The organism is Segatella maculosa DSM 19339 = JCM 15638 (assembly GCF_000382385.1).
Classification (GTDB): domain Bacteria; phylum Bacteroidota; class Bacteroidia; order Bacteroidales; family Bacteroidaceae; genus Prevotella; species Prevotella maculosa.
Map to the genome: position 1 here is coordinate 19,720 of NZ_KB908323.1, position 18,361 is coordinate 38,080.

Genomic DNA, 18,361 nt, shown 5'->3' on the forward strand with positions numbered 1-18,361 from the left:
TGTTTCCTTTTTCATTATTAATACAACTTCAAATTGGAGAAGCTGAATACTATTCTTCTTCCCAAACACTTCCCCAAGATTTGGCATTATTAACTTCACCATCATCTTCAATCTCACCTGAACTACCACCAATAGTACGGAAAATACCACCGTCACTGTTCATCGCTTCACCAGGCGTATTATCCAAACCCACGACTGATGCTTCGAGTAACGCGTGATCATAGTCCACTTCGTGCACAGTGATGAATGGGCTGACATATGTCTTTCGCCCATCGAGAAGTTTCTCTTCTTGAATTTCTTTCATCGATTTATTTTGAATTTAATAATTAGTTACAAACCATCATGGTGTAGCCTTGATATTAAGACACACCAAAAGGTCCTCGCAAACTACAGCGGGGAAACGTTTTATAATATGTATAAGCGTATTTAGAAGATATGGGAGAGGTAACAAATCATTTGGAATAACTAAATGATTCCTGTTAAATGTCACAGAAACAATATGATTTTCTTTCATTTTCATATTTTACCTTTGTATGAACTCCCTATTAAAAAATCAAAATCCGGTGGCAAAATTAAACATTATTTTTGAATGGAGCAAAAAAATGCCCTAAAAATTTCGTGTTTTTTAAATATCATTAGTGGAAGGACGACCGGAAAAGCTCGCCGAAAAGCCTCTGAAATTCACCTCAAAACCCTCTCACCAAGGGCCGGGGAGAGGCTTTTATAACCACAATATCGCCTCGTTCCCCTCATTGAAGAGCAAATCGAGGATACTCATGTTGGGCTGAAAGCCGTACTTCTGCTGATAAACTTGATAGTAAGGACGGGACATAAAGTCACTATCAAGGCCGGGATGCTTGGGCCGAATGACGTCACGGAAGTCATCAATGAGGCTGTTTTCTATAGCATTTTCAGCCATCGAAGCATCGGAAAGGAATGCCGTTGTGAGGCTAATTTTGGGCCGAATGTCGAGCAGTTCGACCATTTTTAAGATGATTTCCATATTGAAATCGAAGAGGAACGTCCATTTTCGTTCGAAAAATGGACGCAAGTCGTCTTGATAATAGTCGAAGAACGGACTTTCTCCATAGGCCGAACAGAGTGCATTCCAATGGATATGTCGCCAGTTTCCATGGTCAGAGATGCGGACATCGCGCATCGGTGTCTTTGAAAGTTGGCTACCTTGAGGGCATGAAACAGGGATACTGAGGGCTTGAATGCCATTGGTCGTGGGAATGATGCAACGGTTCCGATAGGTTTGTTTGACGAAATTGTCGTACTGTTCGATGAGGCATCGGTCGTAACGATGCAACTTTTGATACCATTGAACGGGGCCAAAATAGGCCGAAGAGAGCAGGGCTGTTTTCATAAAGCAATACGTTTGGGCGTTGAAAGTATTGCTTCCCGTCAGAAAGGCAGATAAAAAAGGCGGTAAGCGGGACCAATAATGTCGTGATAAGGCACGAGCATTTGAACGCTTCCTGTGCTGACAAGGTAGGCAAAACAGTGTTTACAACGGCACTTCTTACAGCAAACCACAGGAATAACGAAGCGTTTCTGGCTCACTGTAAGGGTATCTCCGGGCAGCGCCATGATGCGACCCAAAGTCGTTGTTCGGCTGCCAAAGACGATGAGTTCACCCCGATGAAAGTTGCGATGTGACAACTTATTCACCACTACACGGTCGCCCTGACGCAGCACGGAGGCTGCCGGAACGCGGTAAACGGTGAAAGCAAAGGCGCGAACTGCAATGACGATCAACAGTGCAACGCCCGAAGTCAGAAGCCAAGCACGCAGTTGCTGCATCATAAAAAACCCTTTCGCAACCACCAACCGCAGTCGGTGGAATACGAAAAAGGCCCACCTTATTTATATATTACTTGATATTGTCGACAAGTTTGAACAACCTGCTCCAGCGAATGCCGCTGAATCCGGGGTGGTCGGGGTTGTGACTCCACCATATAAAGATAGGTTTCCCGACGATATGGTCCTCGGGTACGAACCCCCAATAGCGCGAATCGGCACTGTTATGCCTGTTGTCTCCCATCATCCAATAGTAATCTAACTTGAAAGTATAGCTGTGACTGAGTCGCCCATTAATATAGATTTGACCGTTTTTCACGGTGAGTTCATTGTGCTCATAGGCTCGGATCGGACGCTCATAAAGGGCAATATTCTTCATATCCAAGTGCACCGTGGCTCCCTTTTTGGGTATCCATATGGGGCCGTAGTTGTCGCGTGTCCACCCCGTATAGGCATTCAAAGGATAGAGGTCGCCCGATTGTGCGTCGGTGTTCAGGCGGATAGAGGCCACGATGTCCCTGCGGGCAGCAAGTTTCTTGGCTGCTTTGTGCGTTAAAGGCAGGTAGCCGAACTGATTGAGTGAGGCCATGTCCTCGTTCGAAATGCCCAGTTCGTCCATCAATTCCGGGGGCATCTGCGTCTTCAACTTCACGTAGTAGCTGTATTGAACATTGTCGGGTTCTTTGTTGGGTTTGCCATCCAAATAGACAATGCGGTTCTTGATCTGCAGCGTTTGCCCCGGAAGTCCCACGCAACGCTTCACATAATTCTCGCGTCGGTCGGTGGGTCGGGTGATAATTTCTCCGTATTCTGCGGGATTACCTGCGATGAATTTGCGTCCCACGGCCAGCGCATGATCCAAGTAATCACGCTGTTCAACGGGGTTCATGGCCTTCAAATCGGGCTGAACACCCTGCTGTGCGAGCAAACTTTTGCCGATATAGCTGCACAATCCGTAGAAATCTTGCCCCTGATAAGCCTCGGCCGAGCAGAGTGTATCGCCCGACGGATAGTTGAAAACCACGATGTCATTGAGCTTGACATGCCCGAATCCCTTCACACGACGATAGTCCCAATGAGGCCATTCGAGGTAGCTTTTGGTGTTGATGACGGGAAGTGTGTGTTGCGTGAGGGGCATCGAGAGCGGTGTTTCGGGTATGCGGGGGCCATAACTCACCTTGCTCACGGCCAGATAATCGCCTGTCAAGAGACTCTTTTCAAGTGAACTCGAGGGAATAACATAGTTCTGGAAGAAGAAAAGATTGATGAAATAAACGGCTACCAAGGCAAAGATGAGGGCATCGACCCAGCCCATGATGAAGCGCGTTGGGCCTTCGGCGTCTCTCCACCACTGCCATTTGATTTTCTTGGTGATATAGACATCATAAATAAATGGAACCACAATGAGTCCCCACCAACTGCCTATCCAATAGAGAAACAGCAGGTAGCAGATGATGACGGCAACGAACTTGGCCCACTGAATACGTGGGTTTATCTTGGCTTTTTCTTTATCAATCATTGTATTTAGAATTTAAATAGGTCGCCGGTTGTCAACAACCCCGTGTGATTTTGAGTGTATTCAGCCGCCAACACGGCGCCCAAAGCGAAACCTTCGCGGCTGTGTGCATCGTGCGTAATCGTGATTCTGTCGGCCTCGCTGTCGTAGGTAACGCTGTGAATGCCCGCTACTTCGTCACGACGAATACTGGCAATGGGCAGCTCTTCGGGCGCAACAGCGTTGCTTCCTTCCTCACTTCCGTCGGCATGATGCTGGAAACCTTTCACCCATTCGGTCTTTCTGTCGAGGTTTCCGATGATGTCTTCGGCCAGTGTTATGGCAGTTCCGGAGGGCGCATCAAGCTTATGCACATGGTGGGTCTCCTCCATCGTGACGTCATATTGCGGAAATTGGTTCATGATCTTGGCCAAATAGCGGTTCACGGCCGCGAAGATGGCCACGCCCACCGAGAAGTTGCTGGCCCAGAAAAGGGTATGCTTGCCATCTTTGGTCAATGCCTCAACGTCGGCCTTGTGGTCTTTCAGCCAACCTGTGGAGCCACTAACGACCTTCACATTGTGGCTGAATGCCTTGAGATAGTTGTCGTATGCCGCCGTGGGATTAGTGAACTCGATGGCCACATCGGCTTTAGCAAAGGCCTCGGAGTCGAAGTCTTGCTGATTGTCGGCATCGATTTTGCACACGATTTCGTGGCCACGTGCAAGAGCAACCTGCTCGATCATATGCCCCATTTTGCCGTAACCAATCAATGCTATTTTCATACTTGCGTTGTCGTTTTATTCATTTTACGTACTTATTATTGCGACAAAGTTACGAAATTCTCCGCTGATTTGATGAGTATATGATGTATAATCTGTTGAAATTCGTGGTGTTTTATCAGTTTTTTTGTATTTTTGTACAAAATATAGTTGCACTCGACAAATCATGAACACGTTCACTTTGCCTTGTTTGAAATATTTTTATAAAAATAAATTGCCTGAGAATATCATGGAACAGCTCCTGCATTACGTCTGGAAACACAAGATGTTCCCCCTGAAACCCCTCACGACGACCGACGGGCAGCCGGTGGAAGTGATAGATTCCGGCCTGCACAACCACGATGCGGGGCCCGATTTCTTTAATGCAAAGATTAAAATCGGGAGTACGTTGTGGGTGGGTAACGTCGAAATTCACGACAAAGCGAGCGACTGGTTCGCCCATGGACACGACAAGGACGAGCGCTATGATAACGTCATCCTGCACGTCTGCGGACAGCTCGACGCTGTCGTAACAACGCAAAAGGGCGACCGTTTGCCACAAATGCAGTTGGAAATACCTCCCTATGTCACGCAACATTATGATGCATTGTTGGCTGCCGACCGCTATCCACCCTGCCATTCAATTATTCCAAACCTGTCACATCTGATGCTCACTTCATGGCTCACAGCCTTGCAAACCGAACGATTGGAGCAGAAAACGGAAGCCATCTTGCGGCGCGTAACGACCTGTAACGGCTCGTGGGAGGCGGCTTGTTTCGTCACGTTGGCACGTAACTATGGTTTCGGTATCAATGGAGAAGCTTTTGAGCAGTGGGCGTTGAGCATTCCGTTGCAGGCCATTGCCCACCACCGCGACAACCTTTTTCAGATTGAAGCCATCTTCCTCGGACAGGCCGGACTGCTCAATCTCGAAACTGTTCCGGTCCGTCACCGCGACGAAGCACTTGCCGACGGCTATTTTTCTAAGCTGCAAAACGAGTACACTTATTTGCAACACAAGTTCAACCTGAAGCCTATTGACTCCCATCTGTGGCGGTTCTTGCGCCTGAGACCCCAGAACTTCCCACATATCCGTATTGCTCAATTGGCCCGACTCTACGCTGAACGGCGGGCAGGATTGAGCCAATTGCTCGAATGCGAAACCGTGAAAGCAGCCATGCAGTTGCTTGGCAGCAACGTAACCCCCTATTGGGAAGCACACTACGGCTTCGGCGTTGCAAGCGAGCCCCATGAGAAACGGCTCTCGACGGCCTCGCTCCAACTGCTCGTCGTCAATACCGTTGTGCCACTGTTGTTTGCATATGGCCGTCACATCAACAAGGAATCACTTTGTGAAAGAGCCCTCGGTTTCCTCGAAGAGCTACGGGCCGAGGATAACCGCATCGTCAGAATGTGGTGCGACTGCGGCTTGCAAGTGACACATGCCGGCGATGCTCAAGCTCTGATACAATTGAAAAACGAATACTGTGACAAGAAAGAATGCCTGCGATGCAGGATAGGTTATGAATACTTAAAACGAAACAATGAGCAAATACATCTTTGAAACGCGCATGGAAGTGCGCGACTACGAGTGCGACATCGAAGGAATTGTAAACAATGCCAACTACCTTCACTACACCGAACACACCAGACACCGCTTTTTAAAGCATGCCGGACTGAGCTTTGCCCGCATGCATGAGAAAGGAGTAGACGCGGTTGTGGCCCGCATGAACCTTGCTTTCAAGACCCCGCTCCGCTGCGATGACGAGTTCATCTCACGCATGGGGTTGCGCAAAGAGGGCGTGCGCTATATCTTCACCCACGACATCTACCGTGCCAGCGACGAGCGGCTGTGCTTCCATGCCACTGTGGAACTGGTCTGTCTTATCAATGGACGACTCGGAAACAGTGTAGACTACGACCGTGCGTTTGCTCCGTTCATCGCACAAGAGACCCCAAAATAGCATGCCATGGCAGACCAACAGGAACAGTTCAACACTCTTGTTCTATCGCGGATAGGCTTTTATAATCTCGCAGGGATACTCGAAGTCTACCGCCGGGTGGGCTCGGCCACGGCCATTATGGAGCAACATCGCGACATTCGAAGCCTCATCCCCGAAGCCTCGCCGCGCCTCGTTGAGGCGTTCCAGCATATTGATTCCTTGCAAAGATGGGCCGAAGCGGAACTGAAATGGGCCGGAAACAACGGCATACATGTGCTTTGTCTGAACGATGAATGCTATCCCCAGCGCCTCAGTGAGTGCTGCGACGCACCGCTGGTCTTATTCTATCAGGGCACCGCCGACCTCAATTGCCGGCGCATCATCAGCATTGTGGGTACGCGACGTTGCACGGTTTACGGTCAAGACCTTGTCCGTCGGTTCGCAACAGACCTGAAACAACTCTGCCCGGACGCCCTTATCGTGAGCGGACTTGCCTATGGTGTGGATATTCAAGCCCACCGAAATGCACTGCAAAACGGCTTCAATACCGTTGCTGTCTTGGCGCATGGGCTCGACAATCTCTACCCCAATGCGCATCGAGATACCGCGAAACAAATGCTCCATCAAGGCGGTTTGCTCACCGAATATGCCTCACACACCAACGCCGACAAGCAGAACTTCGTGCGCCGGAACCGCATTGTGGCAGGCTTGAGCGACGCATGTATCGTCGTTGAAAGTGCAGTTCACGGCGGTGCACTCATCACAGCTCGCCTCGCAAGAGAGTACAATCGCGATGTATTTTCATTTCCCGGAGCCGTCGGTTCGACCTATAGTGAGGGCTGCAACAACCTCATTCGCGACAATCAGGCCGCCCTTATCACCTCGGCTTTCGACTTCATCAATGCCATGGGATGGCAGGACAAGCTACTCTCCAAGGTCCGTAACGAGGGCATCGAACGGCAACTTTTCCCCGAACTCTCGGCCGAAGAGCAACTGATAGTAGCTGTGTTGAGTCAGCAAAACGACCTGCAAGTGAACATGCTTACCGTTAAAACAAACCTCCCGATAGCCCATCTCACAGCCTCGCTCTTCAGGCTTGAGATGAAAGGGGTGGTAAAACTGATGCCCGGCGGCAGCTATCATTTGCTGGGATAAGGAAAATATTGTAACTTTGCCGACGTATGAAAATAGGCAAAATCGACTTTGGTGAGCGTCCAATCTTCCTTGCTCCGATGGAAGATGTGACCGATATTGGCTTCCGAATGCTATGTAAACGGTATGGCGCGGCCATGGTTTATACAGAGTTTGTTTCAGCAGATGCCATTGTAAGAAGCATCAAATCAACCCTCAATAAGATAGAAATTAACGATGCAGAACGGCCCATCGGAGTTCAGATTTACGGCCGAAATGTGGAGTCAATGGTGCAGGCTTCGCAAATCATTTCACGTGTAAAACCCGACTTGATTGACCTGAATTTCGGCTGTCCCGTAAAGAAAGTGGCTGGCAAGGGAGCTGGTTCTGGCATGCTGAAAAATGTTCCCTTGCTGCTCGATATCACCCGAAACGTGGTGCAATCTGTTGATGTTCCGGTCACCGTTAAGACTCGTTTGGGCTGGGATAATGACCATCTTATCATCACAGAATTGGCCGAACAGCTACAGGATTGTGGCGTTCAAGCCCTCACGATTCATGGCAGAACGCGAGCCCAAATGTACACCGGTGCGGCCGATTGGAGGCTGATTGGCGAGGTAAAACGCAATCCCCGGATTCACATTCCCATTATCGGTAACGGCGACATCAGCACACCCGAGGAAGCCAAACGGGCGTTCGACGACTACGGAGTGGACGCCGTTATGGTGGGAAGAGCCACGTTTGGGCGGCCATGGATATTCAAAGAGATGCGCGATTTCATCGACAATGCGACGGCAAAACCGTTGACCATAGACGACAAAATCGATATTCTTGAGGAGCAACTCCGGATAAATGTGGAGAGAATAGACGAGTATCGAGGTATCATTCACACGCGCCGTCACCTCGCTTCAAGCCCCATTTTCAAAGGCATTCCCGACTTCAAACCGATGCGGATAGCCATGCTTCGCGCCACAAAAACGGCCGAACTGACTGCCATTCTGGAAGACTGTCGCGCGCTGTTGAAATCATTGTGACCGCTTGCCGCGCTGCAATCGCAAATAGCTGCCAAAGGGTCGTGGCACGTTTGAAATCGTTACGCCGCGCCGTTTCTTTCGCATTGGATTTCAATCACTTGCACCTTGCATCCCAATCTCAGCCATATTGTCGTGCAATCTCAGCCGTTTCACCGCGTAATCTCACCCATATTACACGGTGAAATGGCTGAGATTAGAACAGGGAATGCAAGCGATTGATTTTCAATGTACACTGCCGTTTGAATGGACGCACGGACCGTGCGTCCCTACATGCATTCGCACAGCTCGCCCCATCACCCATTTTACACATCAATCCGACCGATATGGGTATGTAGGGACGCATGGCCCGTGCGTCCGCCCAAGGTGAATGGCAAGCGAATACGCAGCCCATTTGAGCAAAACGCACGAACCGTGCGTCCCCATATCCGTATGCACATTCAACTTCTTCACCCGTTTACTTGTCAACTGTCAACTGAAACGTGAGGAAATGCACGAACCGTGTACCTCAACTTTCGTTCAAATAAAAAACAGTTTCGGTTGGAAAGGTGAACGAAAGTAGCGTTTTAATGGAGGAACATCATGACGGGCAAAGCATGAAAATGAGTGTTTCAGGAGGTGTGTTCGCGCACAAATAATTGATTTATGTCAAAAATACGCGGTATTTTCGTTAAAAACAGGTTTCGTTTCTTGGTATTTCGCAAAATCTTCCTACCTTTGCAATACCAAAAGACAATAGGTCAGTTAAGGTAAAAAGAAGATTGTTTTTCAGGAATAACACCAAAATTAGGTATTGGTTAAGGTAAAAAAAGATTGTAATACAGGTTAATAGGTTTAGGTTTTTAGTTATTAGTTTAGGTTAAAAGGTTGTAATTTTAGATGAAAGTGGTGGAGCCGTGACGGCTATACACCCTTGATGATCGGGGAGAGAAATCTTCACCGATTTTTTTTATCACTTTTCCAGCAACATATCGGCCATCTCTTCGGGTGTATTGAAAGGCATTCCGAAGACAAGGTCGTCGTCGGTGAACATCTCCATCAGTTCTTTCACCTCGCTTTCTGTCAGTTGCGGCTCTCCCGTTTCCTTGGTTGCGTGCAGCAGGCACTGCCTCACTTGCTCGCGATAAGCGTCGATTAAAGTCTTTTCTATCATATTCTTGGTTTATTATGTGCCTCACACGAAGTCATGTCCTTTCCTCATCTGCACCTCTGCAACATATTTTCGAATGAGTGCCGAAGAGTCTTCTTTCTTGCAAATCAGCAGCACATTGCCTTCTTCAGCCACGATGTAGCCGTCTAATCCGTTGATGACGGCCAGCCGACCTTCGGGCATTTTGATGATGTTGTTGCGGGCATCTTCCAGATAAACGTCCGAATTGATGACCACATTGTCGTCATCTCCCTTTTGTATGGCCTCGTAAACGCCGTGCCAAGAGCCCATGTCGGCCCACCCGAAGTCGCACTGTTTGAGGTAGACGTGGTCGGATTTCTCGAGTATTCCGAAGTCGATGGAGATATTGGGGTACGAAGGAAAGTTCGCTTTCACAAAGGCATTCTCGTCTGCGATGGTCCAATCGGGCTTGCTGGCATCGAGGTTTCGCAACACCGATGGCAGCAGACGGTACAGACTTTTGCGCAAGAAACGGACGTTGGAGAGGAACATTCCCGTGTTCCAATACCATTCGCCGCTGTCCATGAACATGCGTGCAAAGTCGCGTTCGGGCTTTTCGATGAACGTGCGCACACTGTAAATATCGCCCTTTCCGGCGTATTCTCCGAGTTGAATGTAGCCGTATCCCGGTTCGGGGCGCGTGGGTTTGACGGCCATGGTCAGCAGGCAGTCGTGCGTTGCGACGAATTCTAAGCCTTCCAATAGATTATTTTTGAAGTTTATTTCGCTGAGTACCATCTGGTCGGAAGGTGCAACAATCAGGCAAGCGTCCTCATTGATGCGCCCGATGCGGTGCATGGCCCATGCTACGCTTGGTGCTGTGTTGCGATAAATGGGCTCGGCCATCACGCGGTCAGCCGCAACTTCGGGCAACTGTTCGTGTACCAAGTCCGAATACGCCTCGTTGGTGTTAATATAAATGTTCTCTTGCGGCAAGATTGCGGAAAATCGGTCGTAAGTCTGCTGCAACTGCGTGCGTCCTACGCCAAAGAAGTCAACGAACTGTTTAGGAAAACGCTCGCGACTGCATGGCCAAAGCCGGCGTCCTTTGCCTCCGGCCAAAATCACACAATAGAAATTGTTTAAGGTCATGCCTGCTTTTGAGTTTCTTTATTTACTCAACGAATTTAAATATTAAAAACGAAACCGCAAAGTCTTTTTGCTTTTTTATGGAAACCTTACACAAAAAGAACACTTTTCTCATGAAAAGCTTTGCCAATCAAAAAAATCTTCCTACCTTTGCATCTGTCTCCAAGAGGCAACCATGCCCAGATGGCGGAATAGGTAGACGCGCTGGTCTCAAACACCAGTGCCGCAAGGCATCCCGGTTCGAGCCCGGGTCTGGGTACCACAAATCCCTTGTAAATCGCTGATTTACAAGGGATTTTACTTTTTCAATATGTACTAAAAGTGTACTTTCTAACAAAACTATTGAAAAGGTGTACTTTTATAGTTTATCGCCACTTAGATTTATATTTAATTAACGACAACTCTTCCCTTTTATTCTGTTTGTTTCCCTTTCTTGGCTTTTTCTCCAATGAATACCTTATCTTTGTAAACAGTGCCCACCATAAAAATTGCAAAATGGGAAATGACAATCTAAAGATACAGCTTGACAGTATTCAACGAATATTAATCTATTGCATTACTCAGACCTACAATGTGCTCATTGGAAATATTCTGAGAAAGAAGAGTTGTATTAGCAATGTACAACTTAAAGAGATGTTGCAAAAAGAATATATCCGAATAACTGACGAACTTTCTTCCATTTATCTGAATTACCCTGCTCTTGCGTGTGTGGAGGAGTATTACAACAATGATGACTTTTTGTGGGAAAGTACTTTCTTTGAATCACTGACCAAAGAACAAAAACAGAAATATAGCTCCTTCTCTGTATCTTCATTTGAATATGCGAGGTACATTGAGGCACGCACCTTATATAATGATGTCCTGCCAATGTTCTCGTATCTTGTTGATGCGATTCTATATGAACGCTATGCAAAATACCTCATGGCAGAAATAGAACGCATTGAATTGACTGAGGTACAAACTGATCGGTCTCGCTCTTCAGTCTTGGTAAACGATGAACCATGCGAGCAGAAAAAGAAACCTGTCATCGTTGGCAAAGGAACAAATCCATTTCAATCTGATTTTACAGATGAGCAAATTGAGATTCTTACCGCTTGCATCAACGAAATTCAATTATTTACAACTTGCATATCTCCTAAGATACTCAAAGATTTTTTTGCTTGTAAGCTAAAAGGTGCCCTGAAATCAAACAACAACCGCCAGTTGGCGTATCTCATGCAAAGTCTTAATCTTCGAGGGTTCATTACTGATGAATGGCAATCTGCGATTGCTCGTAATGAACTTGTCTTGGGGAAAACAAAAGATACACCACTGGCACGCACCGACCTTTCTACTGCAACAGACCAAGTCAACATGAAGCAGCCGAAAGGATGGGAAACCATTGATAAATACTTCAAACAACAGAAAAAAGGTTGAGCATAGGTTAATATCTCAAACATTGCTCAACGCCATTTACTTTTATCGTTTCTAATTTTGCCCTCGTTAACAAATAATTAGCGAAGGTGCACCTTCATATTGTTTAATTCAAAATGTTTTCAATATGAACAAGACATTAGAAACTCGAGTTGAAGAACTCGAACAAATGGTATTCATGAATAAGAACGTGCTGAGTTTTGAAGAAGCCAGCAGGTTCTTAAACCTCTCAAAGAGTTATCTCTACAAACTCACATCAGGCAATTTGATACCGCATTACAAGCCACAAGGTAAGATGCTTTATTTTGAGAAAGCAGAACTCGAAGCATGGCTGCGTCAGAATCCTATCAAGACTTCTGCGCAAATAGCCCAAGAAGCACAGAGATATATTATGGGTAACAAACCTTTAATGCAGAAGTAAGGCTATGGAAAACGAGAATTTCATTCATGTTGGCACAACATTGCACAAGATTGTGAACCAACCTCGTATTAATGGTGGCTTTGTCAAGAAGCGTATTGTGTGGAACAATGAAACGCTACGGCAGGACTATGGTAAGGACTTTATTGCCACTGTCCCGAAGTACGATGGTTTCTGTACCGTACCTAACCACGTGAACTATCAACCAGTGGTTGACAAGTTTCTGAATCTCTACGAGGCGATAGGACACCAACCAAAAGAAGGAGAGTTCCTACACATCGAATCCCTGATAAAGCATATCTTTGGGGAACAATGCGAGTTGAGCATGGATTACTTGCAATTGCTCTATCTCCAACCCGTGCAGAAACTCCCCATTCTCCTGATGGTGCCAGATGAATACAAGATAGAGAAAAACACTCAGCTTGGTAAATTAAAGCTATTCCACTTCTTGTACATCATTCTCATGCATCTTCTTATTAGCCTTTATCAATTGATCTGAACTTATTTCGTCCACATTTTCCTTAGGTGTCCCAACTTCTTTATCGACGCTATTTACTTCCACCTCTTCATCTCTATTGTCATCTGATGGTTCAATATTCTCTTCTTCCTCTGTGTTCTCGTTTTCCTCGGGTGTCGTTTCCTGCATTAAAACTGGTTGTTGTTCCTCGACTGTAGCGTCATCTTGATAATTACGCTTCTCATTCAGTTCAATCGCATCTTTCTTACTTTTCTCTTTCGATATATTGGGGACATATTTATGGATGCAATAAGCTAAGATAGCCCCCAAAATAAGAGTTCCTAAACAACCCAACTTACTCAAGATGTTCACTATAACGTGCCCGACGGGACCAAGAATGGAATTGAGAGGTGGGGCAATCATGTATAAAAATACTTGAAACAATCCCCTTGGTCTCAGTCTGTTACCACATTCCGAACAGGTATTCGATTCCTCAATGTCATTAAAGCTGCCGCATATTGGGCATTTTACAATTCTTCCCATATTATAAAGTCAATGTTTATCGTTAATGTTGAATAGGGTTTGTATAACAATTCCTTATACTACTTTTCTTCTTCAGAATCATGGAATTTCTCAATATTTCCTATAGTTACCCGTCCATCTGAATATAACTTGAGAGTCGCTTTCTTCATTATATTATAATCGTAGACGGTGTATATTTTCAAATCCTCTATCTGCTCTACAAACTTATATTTTAAGATGGGCATTCTAATTTCGCTGGAAATATCGGATAGGTAAAGAATCCAAAATGCGTGTGTTTCATTGCTTGTAAGCGATAATCCAAGTCGTTCATTACAGTATTTTTCAACTTCACTCATGGGGTATCTTTCCTTACCTCCCATATAGCTATGGAAGTCGGCGATAAGCTCAGGATTATCTGCTGCTAAATAGCCATGCCCCTTTTCTTTCATCTTTGCTAACACATCAGAAAATACGTAGCCTCTCGTGTCTAAATACATTTCAGGGCGAGGATAATATTTATTGTAGCTCGTTATATTATCGTATAATCCTCTATCAAACTTATTGAGATAAGCATTGATAGCCTCCTTATCAATAAAATAACATATGCAAAGCTCTTTTGCGCTTTCATCCGGTTCCATACTGTACTTGTGACTCTCTACTGATCTGAGAAATTCTTCTGCAATAAAAGCGACAATCATAAACCCAAAGATGGAACCAACGATTATTCCAATCCATTTTAGAACCTGCTTTATCATAGTTCTTCTTTTTTCTTCCACAACTGTACCTCATTCATTCTCCCAAATACATTCTCCGATAAAGTCCGTCCATTCTTCTTTATCTTCAATCTATCCATGTAAGTAGATAAGAAACGGCCAATGGCAGCATGTTCTTTGTGTATATCCGATGGAGAATCACGTAGAATATCGTTTAGATAGGCTCCACCTTTCGTTGCATTGAACTTTTGAATAAAATCATGAGAGCTGAATGAATTCTCCATCTTCTCAATAACCTCTTTCGCTTGTTGAACTGTAATCATTATTATTGTTTAGTTTGTTTTCGTCCTCCAGTCCCATAAGGGCGATTTATAAAATGCAGAAGCGTGGAACTGACTATGCCCACGTTCTAAGTTGAAGGTCCTGAGAAAACCCTGTGTACAAATGTAGTAATAGTAGCCCACGCTATAGCGTGAGAACCACTATGCTATCCCTGTACACATTTGAAAGTTTCTCAGGTTTTCAACTTACAAGATAAGCATAACGCTTCTTCTTTTCCAACGATGTCATGTGCCTTTAAAAAGGACACGATACAAAGATAATCAATTTATCTTGAAAGGTTATCCGAAAGGTAACATTTTTCAGCAAAATAGTGCTATCTCATTCAAAAATTGCAATATACAAAAACAATTGTTTATCTTTGTATTCTGTCAGAACAAACCATTTAAAACAACAACATGATGACCCTCGAAGAATACACCCAATTAGATGCCGACTTCGCCCATTGCAGCGGCGAACATTGCGAACGGGCAAACGAATGCCTGCGCCACACCGCCCACAAGATGCTCGCGAAGAACACACGAGATTGTTATATGATGACCAATCCCAACGTGATAACAGGCAACCGGTCGTGCCCGCTCTTCATACCCGACCGCCGAGAACGCTACGCATGGGGCATCTCCCGCATCTTCGACAACGTGCGCGCCGCCGACCTGCGCGGCGTCCGACTGGGCGTCATGCAATGCTTCGGCTCGGCCACCTATTACCACGTCAAGGAGCAACTCCGCGCCATCACCGAGGAAGAGCAACAGGACATCCGAGAAGCCTTTACCGAAAGGGGATACGACGGCCAAAGCATCGAGTTCGACCGCTATGAAGAACATTACCCTGCACTCATGCGTATGAAGCACTACAAGTAGGCCTCACCCCAGCCTCTCCCTTATGCCTCTTCCTTCATTCATATAAGCCATACAGTATCACTCATATCAGCCATACAGTATTGTTTATATAAGCCTTTCCGTATTATACACGTTTGTATAAGTAATTATACAGGCGTGTATAACTAATTATACAGATTTGTATAGTAAATTATACAAACGTGTATAATTCCGCTGATATAGGCCGCGGAGAGCATCGTATACAGTATATGGACTGTTGTATATAAACATATTGGTGAAGACTGTTGAAGGCATGAGTTACTCGTGAATATATGGAGAAGATGGAGATTAAAGATACGCAGTACATTATCGGGCTTCCTTTCGATAAGGAGCACCCACATGTTCATATCGCTTTCAATCGGATAGACAATAACGGTAAGACCATTTCTGACCGTAACGACAGGTTCAAAAGTGAGAAGATTTGCAAAGAACTGACCGCCAAATACGGTTTATACTTCGCTGATGGCAAGGAGAAAGTCAAGGAGTATCGTTTAAAAGAACCTGACAAGACCAAATATGAAATCTATCAGACGTTGAAAGCAGAGATTGCTCAGTGCAGGAATTGGAAAGCCTTACTTGCTCATTTGAAAAAGCAGGATATTGGTGTCCGTTTCAAGTACAAAGGCAACTCACAGGAAGTGCAGGGGATTATTTTTGAAAAGAACGGCTATCATTTCAATGGCTCTAAAGTGGATAGGGGTTTCAGTTATTCCAAGATAGACTTTGCCCTACAACAGAATAATAGAGAAAACGAACAGCAGATGCAAGGAACGATAAATCTTGTATCTAATGTTGCAAGTGTTACAAGCGAAATTACCAACGACCTCATAGAAGGAGGATTGGGATTATTCCGGACTCATGGCACTGTCCCTGCGGAGGTTTATAACACACTTGATAAAAAGAAGAAAAAGAAAAAACGTAAAATACATTTATAACTATGGCAGATAATAATACATTTGTCCTCTTTGAGGAAATCAAAAACAAACTGGAGACAATTTACAGGGAGCTAAAGGAGTTGAAAGAAAAGGAGAATGGTTCTGTTTCCCTCCCTGTTCAATCTACACTAGCACAAAGTGATGAGCAGAAAGAACAGGAATTGCTCAATCAGTATGAACAGCGAACAAAAGAAGTGATTAACAGGTATATTGGTGTGCAAGTGCGCATCAAGGACGAGGAGGCTAAATCCATGGACAAATTGGTAGCAAGTGTCTTGACCATGCTGCACGAGTGGCAGGAACAGAAAGAGCATCCACAACCGCAGGAACAGATTCACAGGCACAGCTTTGACATCAAGTCATCGAAAGTCTTTACTACTGTGGTAGCAGTATCTGTCCTTTGTTTTGTTTCTTTGGTCGGCAATTACTTCTTATGGCAAAGCAAGCAGCAATACAAGGACGATGCCTTGAAGTTCCGTATCATCAGAGTATGGCGAGGTTGCAGCTCCAAGGATATTCTATGGCTCAACGATGTGTTTGATATTCATCGCAATGAAAACACAATCAGAAAAATTAAGAAGGCAACTGATAGTTACGAGATGGAATTGAAGCAAAAGGCAGATAGCTTGATGCAAATGAAATTGAAATAACCCTATATGAGGCAAGCCCAACCAAAATTCTCGCTTGGTTGGGCTTGTGCGCTACATCTTAATCTATGATTTCCCAAAAGCCACCATTATCTGGTCCAACACGACGGAGGTACTTGTTACGCATATATTCGATGTTACGCATGATAGAGGTGGCACTAATTCCTACGGCTGCAGCAAGTTCTATCTTGGTAATATAAGGATTTTCAGCCATTAATTGCAAGATGGAAATACGATTTGATGTTAATTTATCACCATTTTCTAATGCTTTGGCTACAACTTTCTCTACTATTACCTTTCGTTTATTAGTCGCCTTGATTTGCTTATCAGTCACCATATCAGATACCTTTGGCTGTTCATCAGTCACCTTTTCAGATACCTTTAGGTAATTATCAGTCACCTTGTCCGTATTCTCTTTCACAGACACCTCTTGCTCCGACACAACCTTCGGCACTGTGATTTTTAAAATAAAATCATCAAGATGGAAGGATAAATGTGATGTACCATTGGCTTCCAACTCCCTACACATGCGATCTACACCTTCACCAAACTCCTTTACAAAGTCGTATGCTTTAAGAAATTGGGCTATTTTAGGATTTCGTGAAAAATGTGTATGGCGAATATTTGAAGGCTTGACCGTTCCGGGTAATCTACCGGGCGACTCAAATACCAAACGATTGTCAAACATCTTGATTTGTATTTCCGTGCCCTTGATATTGTAAGCACGGTGGCAGCAAGCGTTGACAACTATCTCTTGAATCACAAACTTAGGATAATCTCTATGGGTCACGAACCGACCATGCTGCCCAAGGAATGTGTGCTCCTCTACTTGAGTTTCAAGATAAGCTATCGTGGCTTTCACCTGATCAAGTATCGTTCCTTCAAAAGTTACGTCCTTAATAACATTCATCTCTGCACCCACTCGCTCCTCTGTACCTTTATAGCGGATGAAGCGAGTGCGTCCACGAGGAAAGAACTTTTGAGGATATTTACCAAACAACAGGACACAAGCCACACTGACTTGCTCCTCTCCCTTTGAATTGGTAGTCATGAAGTCATTATTCTCATGTAGATATTGCTTTGCTGATTTGGTATAACCAATTAATTCTGTATATCTTTCTACAGCAGCCATATCAATGTCATCAACCATAGCACCATACACAGCCGTATCCTCATAGTAGCGCTCTCCCTTATCGTACATCAATTGTATGCGTTCTTCAAAAGACAGCTTTCTACTTTTATCGCCAACACGCATATAAGCTTCATCCACTTGATTGGCATGTAGCTCAGAACTCGCAGGGATATACATTAACAAGATATGGTTGTCGTTCCCACCCTTATCAGTACAAGGTACCAAATCGGTGGTAATAGGCACAGAAGGATTGCAGAAATCCAAAGGAACACGCAACAACTCATTCAATTTCTCCGTATGTTGATCCACGCCTTCTATCTTCCGAGTCTTGTCAGAAACTCCAATGGCGACAACCCCACCGTCAGCATTGGCAAATGCCACGATAGAAATAGCCAAAACTTTCGGTTCTATTTGAATGCTCTTGCAATCAAACGTCTGGTCTTCCTTGCGGGTTGTTATTTCTTGAATAGTCATATATTGTAC

19 protein-coding genes, 1 tRNA gene and 2 pseudogenes are annotated in these 18,361 nt (G+C 45.2%); 11 read left to right on the plus strand and 11 right to left on the minus strand.

What is annotated here, in order from left to right; all coding sequences use genetic code 11:
• Nucleotides 1-49: 49 nt before the first annotated feature.
• The 5 genes from H164_RS0106110 to dapB all read right to left on the minus strand — a co-directional run bounded on the left by H164_RS0106110 (nt 50) and on the right by dapB (nt 4,083).
• Nucleotides 50-304: a hypothetical protein gene (locus tag H164_RS0106110; RefSeq protein WP_019967809.1), complete on the minus strand. Its 255-nt coding sequence runs from the start codon at nt 302-304 to the stop codon at nt 50-52.
• 417 nt (nt 305-721) lie between these two features.
• Entirely contained in the window at nt 722-1,369 is a 648-nt protein-coding gene (locus tag H164_RS0106115; protein WP_019967810.1) for a WbqC family protein, read from the minus strand.
• Nucleotides 1,370-1,407: 38 nt separating this feature from the next.
• Nucleotides 1,408-1,809 carry a S26 family signal peptidase gene (locus H164_RS0106120; RefSeq protein ID WP_019967811.1) on the minus strand — a complete coding sequence of 134 codons (402 nt, stop codon included), beginning with the start codon at nt 1,807-1,809 and terminating at the stop codon, nt 1,408-1,410.
• Between the two features lie 67 nt (nt 1,810-1,876).
• Nucleotides 1,877-3,322: a signal peptidase I gene (gene lepB, locus H164_RS0106125; RefSeq protein WP_019967812.1), complete on the minus strand. Its 1,446-nt coding sequence runs from the start codon at nt 3,320-3,322 to the stop codon at nt 1,877-1,879.
• 5 nt (nt 3,323-3,327) lie between these two features.
• Nucleotides 3,328-4,083, minus strand: coding sequence for a 4-hydroxy-tetrahydrodipicolinate reductase (dapB, locus tag H164_RS0106130; protein ID WP_025829953.1), 756 nt, complete (start codon nt 4,081-4,083; stop codon nt 3,328-3,330).
• Nucleotides 4,084-4,309: 226 nt separating this feature from the next.
• Here dapB and H164_RS0106135 point away from each other — a divergent pair, with 226 nt between their 5' ends.
• From H164_RS0106135 to dusB, 4 genes are read left to right on the plus strand one after another with little or no spacing between them, the layout of a single operon-like run.
• Nucleotides 4,310-5,623, plus strand: coding sequence for a DUF2851 family protein (locus tag H164_RS0106135; protein ID WP_025829952.1), 1,314 nt, complete (start codon nt 4,310-4,312; stop codon nt 5,621-5,623).
• Entirely contained in the window at nt 5,604-6,023 is a 420-nt protein-coding gene (locus H164_RS0106140) for an acyl-CoA thioesterase (RefSeq protein WP_019967815.1), read from the plus strand. Before H164_RS0106135 ends, H164_RS0106140 begins: the two co-directional genes overlap by 20 nt.
• A gap of 6 nt (nt 6,024-6,029) precedes the next feature.
• Complete coding sequence (gene dprA, locus H164_RS0106145) at nt 6,030-7,157, plus strand: DNA-processing protein DprA (RefSeq protein WP_019967816.1); 1,128 nt, start codon at nt 6,030-6,032, stop codon at nt 7,155-7,157.
• A gap of 26 nt (nt 7,158-7,183) precedes the next feature.
• On the plus strand, nt 7,184-8,167 hold the full coding sequence (gene dusB, locus H164_RS0106150) for a tRNA dihydrouridine synthase DusB (RefSeq protein WP_008564806.1): 984 nt from the start codon (nt 7,184-7,186) through the stop codon (nt 8,165-8,167).
• Nucleotides 8,168-9,116: 949 nt separating this feature from the next.
• Here dusB and H164_RS0106155 read toward each other — a convergent pair.
• Entirely contained in the window at nt 9,117-9,317 is a 201-nt protein-coding gene (locus tag H164_RS0106155) for a hypothetical protein (RefSeq protein ID WP_019967817.1), read from the minus strand.
• A gap of 21 nt (nt 9,318-9,338) precedes the next feature.
• Complete coding sequence (locus H164_RS0106160) at nt 9,339-10,427, minus strand: mannose-1-phosphate guanylyltransferase (RefSeq protein ID WP_019967818.1); 1,089 nt, start codon at nt 10,425-10,427, stop codon at nt 9,339-9,341.
• 174 nt (nt 10,428-10,601) lie between these two features.
• Here H164_RS0106160 and H164_RS0106165 point away from each other — a divergent pair.
• The 4 genes and pseudogenes from H164_RS0106165 to H164_RS0106180 all read left to right on the plus strand — a co-directional run.
• Nucleotides 10,602-10,686: transfer RNA gene (locus tag H164_RS0106165), tRNA-Leu, on the plus strand.
• A gap of 233 nt (nt 10,687-10,919) precedes the next feature.
• The gene (locus tag H164_RS0106170; protein ID WP_019967819.1) at nt 10,920-11,840 is read left to right on the plus strand and encodes a hypothetical protein; all 921 of its coding nucleotides are present in this window, start codon (nt 10,920-10,922) and stop codon (nt 11,838-11,840) included.
• A gap of 124 nt (nt 11,841-11,964) precedes the next feature.
• Nucleotides 11,965-12,258: a helix-turn-helix domain-containing protein gene (locus H164_RS0106175; RefSeq protein WP_019967820.1), complete on the plus strand. Its 294-nt coding sequence runs from the start codon at nt 11,965-11,967 to the stop codon at nt 12,256-12,258.
• 4 nt (nt 12,259-12,262) lie between these two features.
• Nucleotides 12,263-12,691 (plus strand): annotated as a pseudogene (locus H164_RS0106180) (hypothetical protein); the annotation flags it as partial.
• Here the strand turns inward: H164_RS0106180 and H164_RS0106185 are convergent.
• The 3 genes from H164_RS0106185 to H164_RS0106195 are packed head-to-tail and all read right to left on the minus strand — an operon-like array spanning nt 12,692 to nt 14,270.
• Nucleotides 12,692-13,255 (minus strand): hypothetical protein, encoded by a 564-nt coding sequence (locus H164_RS0106185; RefSeq protein WP_248616184.1) that lies wholly within the window; start codon nt 13,253-13,255, stop codon nt 12,692-12,694.
• Between the two features lie 59 nt (nt 13,256-13,314).
• Nucleotides 13,315-13,989 (minus strand): hypothetical protein, encoded by a 675-nt coding sequence (locus H164_RS0106190; protein WP_019967823.1) that lies wholly within the window; start codon nt 13,987-13,989, stop codon nt 13,315-13,317.
• A complete protein-coding gene (locus H164_RS0106195) occupies nt 13,986-14,270 on the minus strand; it encodes a hypothetical protein (RefSeq protein ID WP_019967824.1) in 285 nt (94 codons plus the stop codon). Before H164_RS0106195 ends, H164_RS0106190 begins: the two co-directional genes overlap by 4 nt.
• 417 nt (nt 14,271-14,687) lie before the next feature.
• Between H164_RS0106195 and H164_RS0106200 the strand changes: the two genes are divergently transcribed.
• The 3 genes and pseudogenes from H164_RS0106200 to H164_RS0106210 all read left to right on the plus strand — a co-directional run bounded on the left by H164_RS0106200 (nt 14,688) and on the right by H164_RS0106210 (nt 16,749).
• Nucleotides 14,688-15,146 (plus strand): DUF6078 family protein, encoded by a 459-nt coding sequence (locus tag H164_RS0106200; RefSeq protein WP_025829948.1) that lies wholly within the window; start codon nt 14,688-14,690, stop codon nt 15,144-15,146.
• A gap of 281 nt (nt 15,147-15,427) precedes the next feature.
• Nucleotides 15,428-16,099 (plus strand): annotated as a pseudogene (locus H164_RS14440) (relaxase/mobilization nuclease domain-containing protein); the annotation flags it as partial.
• Between the two features lie 2 nt (nt 16,100-16,101).
• Entirely contained in the window at nt 16,102-16,749 is a 648-nt protein-coding gene (locus tag H164_RS0106210; RefSeq protein WP_019967827.1) for a hypothetical protein, read from the plus strand.
• Nucleotides 16,750-16,807: 58 nt separating this feature from the next.
• Here the strand turns inward: H164_RS0106210 and H164_RS0106215 are convergent, their stop codons facing one another.
• On the minus strand, nt 16,808-18,352 hold the full coding sequence (locus H164_RS0106215; protein ID WP_019967828.1) for an RNA-binding domain-containing protein: 1,545 nt from the start codon (nt 18,350-18,352) through the stop codon (nt 16,808-16,810).
• Nucleotides 18,353-18,361 lie beyond the last annotated feature (9 nt).